This window comes from Stieleria sp. (assembly GCF_041595215.1).
Lineage (GTDB): Bacteria > Planctomycetota > Planctomycetia > Pirellulales > Pirellulaceae > Stieleria > Stieleria magnilauensis.
In genome coordinates this window covers 1-2833 of sequence record NZ_JBFHKV010001087.1, presented here as the reverse complement: position 1 = coordinate 2833, position 2833 = coordinate 1, and the positions used below count along the sequence as shown (strand labels likewise).

Genomic DNA, 2833 nt, shown 5'->3' with positions numbered 1-2833 from the left:
GACGATCCGTTTGGGTCCTTCGACGGTGGCGAGTCCCTGTTCGCCGCGAACCAAGAACTGTGGTTTGCCGGCTTTCAGCGTCAGGGCAAATCCGGCGGACGGCCCGCCGCGGGCGATGATCACACCCTGAGGCTTCGTCGACGTGATCCAGGCCTCGACGGTGATCGGTTTGCCTTGCGGATTCAAGCTCGGCGAATTCGGGAACGAGGCCGAAGGAGCGGACGGGCCGCCGCCGCCACGCTTCTTCCCAAACCCCTCCGGGATCTCCGGCGGGTTCTGCTCGGCGGAGAACAATTGGTGTTCCAACACCGTGGTCCAACGCAGGTACTGTGGCTTGCGGCCGTAACCGTAAACGTACCCGTCGCCCTTGACCAAGATTCGACCCGAAGGCGCGAACTTGCCGGCTTGGTAGTAACCGCCGTGACCACCGGCAAAGCTTTGCCCCAGCACCCAATACGATCGATGGAACCAGGTGTCATCCAGGAATCCCATCGGTGCAAAGATGTGTGCGTCCTCGCCGCGTTGCTTGGACGCCTGGGTGGCGAAGTCGCCGGAATTCGGTCCGATCTCCAGCCGGTTGCCTTCGAAGTCAAATTTCTGAGACTTCATGTAAATGTGCCGCCCGTCGGTGGACAAGATGTCGGGAAGCCCGACCGGCATTTGCAGGATCTGAATTTTTTCCTGCAGGTTGTTGCCGCTGTCGGGATTGGTTTCATCCATGATCGTTTCGGAAAGTTTTTTGCCGGTGGCTAAATCCAGACGCAGCAGACGCAGCCCGCCGTCCAGGAAATTGGATCGTCCGGCGACGGTGTACACCGTGTCGTCGTGAATCAGAACGCTGCCGTGGACCGGCCACAAGGATTCCAGTTGTTCGTACGCCATCGCGCGACGATCCAGCGGCGCGGCACGGTAGCGCCAGACCAATTCTCCGTCGGTGGTCAAGCAATACACCCATCCGTCGGCACCGCCGAAGACGACTCGGCCGCGGTGAATCGTCGGCGGCGAATCGATCCGTGCACCGGCGGTGAAGGTCCATTTTGATTCGCCCGACTTCTCATCCAAAGCGTGCAGGGTGTGCTGGTCGATCTGAGCCACGTAAACGTTGCCACCGGCGATGACCGGCGAGGTCAGACGGCCACCCAGGTTGACCGTCCACTTGGAATCGACGTCCTCGGAAATCGGGCTGCTGGTCGTGCCGCTGCGGCCCGCGTCGTGACGATACGTCGGCCAGTCATCCGCCGGCGTCGAACCGGTCGGTTCGGCCGCGGCCAATTCCGCTCCAAACGCTGGGCCTTTCTCACGCCGTCCCGCTTCCAGAACCTTGGTCGGGATCGGTCGCGTGGGGGCCAGCGGCGCCAGGGCGTTGAACCCGAACAGCTTGGCTTCCGGATAACACGCACAATTGTGTGGCGGTGCGTAGGTCAACCCGTTGCACGGCATCACGCCATACAAACACCCCCCGCGGACCCAGTGATGGATGTCCCAGTGTTCCTTGTCCGGATCGACAAACTCGATCCCGGTCCGCGACGGCATCAAAAAGTTATCGGTCGCTTTGGCGATGTAGCAGCGGTGGTGAAACCAATACGTGTCCACATCGGGCGCGAACGACTTGACGACTTCACCGGTTCTCGGATTGCGTCCGGTGTAAACGCCGCTGTCCTTGCCCGACGTCAACGGCGCCAACCACACCAAGTCGTTGACGACCATCAAGTCTTGCGGTGATTGATAGCCGCTATTGGGAAAACTCGCTTCCCACAACTTTTCGCCACTCTTGGCGTCGCTGCTGATCATTTTGCCGTCGCCGCCGGCATACAACACCACGTCGTTGTAGACGACCAGACGCGGACCGAAGTTAAACGTGAACGCATCGCGGCGGGTCACCGATTCACTTTCCCAAACGACGTCTCCCGAGCGTCCGTCCAGGCTGACGATCTTCTCGCCGTCGTGAAAGTAAAGTTGCGAATCTTTGGCGGCCAAGGTCAGCGGAGAAACCTTGGTCTTCTTGGCCCACAGCTGCTTTCCGGTGCTGGCCTGGAACGCCATCAACACACGCGGTTCTTCGTTCCAGAAAAAGCTGCGCGAGCGTGCCTGGTCGCCGACCGTGCCGTGCAGCGGGGCGTAGTCTTCCAGTTCCGCCTTGCCTTTTCGCACGACCAGGAACAACAGGTCGCCGGTCGAGATGATTTCTTCGGTCGCGTCGCTGCCTTCATAGGTCCGTAGCAACTCACCGGTGGCGGCATCGAGTGCCGAAAGCGGCGCGTTGAATCCCAGCGTGACGAACACTTCCGAGTCCGTCGAAACCAATCGCCGCGACAATTGTGTCGGCCCACTTTTGAGCGGCCAAAGGTGCGGCTGCCAATTGTCGATGTCTTTTTTCCACAACACGCTGCCGTTGAAGGCGTCGCGGGCGATCAATTTCCATTTCGGCGGCAATTGGATCGAGATTCGGCTGCCCTCGTCCATGATGTAAAACATCCGTCCGCCGGTCGAGACCAGCGCGCTCATGCTGGCCATTCGGTCGTGGTGCCGTGACCAACGCGGGCTGCCCACCCATTGCAAGTGACGCGGCGGCGCGACGACATCGTCATGGGCGACCGAGTTGCCGGTGGCATCGTGCAGGTAATGCGACCACTCGTCGATGTTGTCCGGACGCGGCTTGCGAAACTTCGTCCACTGTCCGTCTTTCTTGATTAGCGCGACGCCGTTGGGTACCAGCACCCTCGTTACCTCGTCCATCACCACGTCGCCCAGCGATTCGGCGACCAACAGATTGACCATGTTGTCGACGTACGGAAGCTGGTATCCCTCGATGCGATCAAAAGCAACATCACCG

The 2833-nt window shown here is 60.4% G+C and carries 1 protein-coding gene; it reads right to left on the bottom strand.

Annotation, left to right across the window (positions count from 1 at the left end; translation table 11 throughout):
- The coding region (locus ABX749_RS28310) for a PQQ-binding-like beta-propeller repeat protein (RefSeq protein ID WP_372898985.1) at positions 1 to 2833 on the bottom strand (2833 nt) is incomplete at both ends.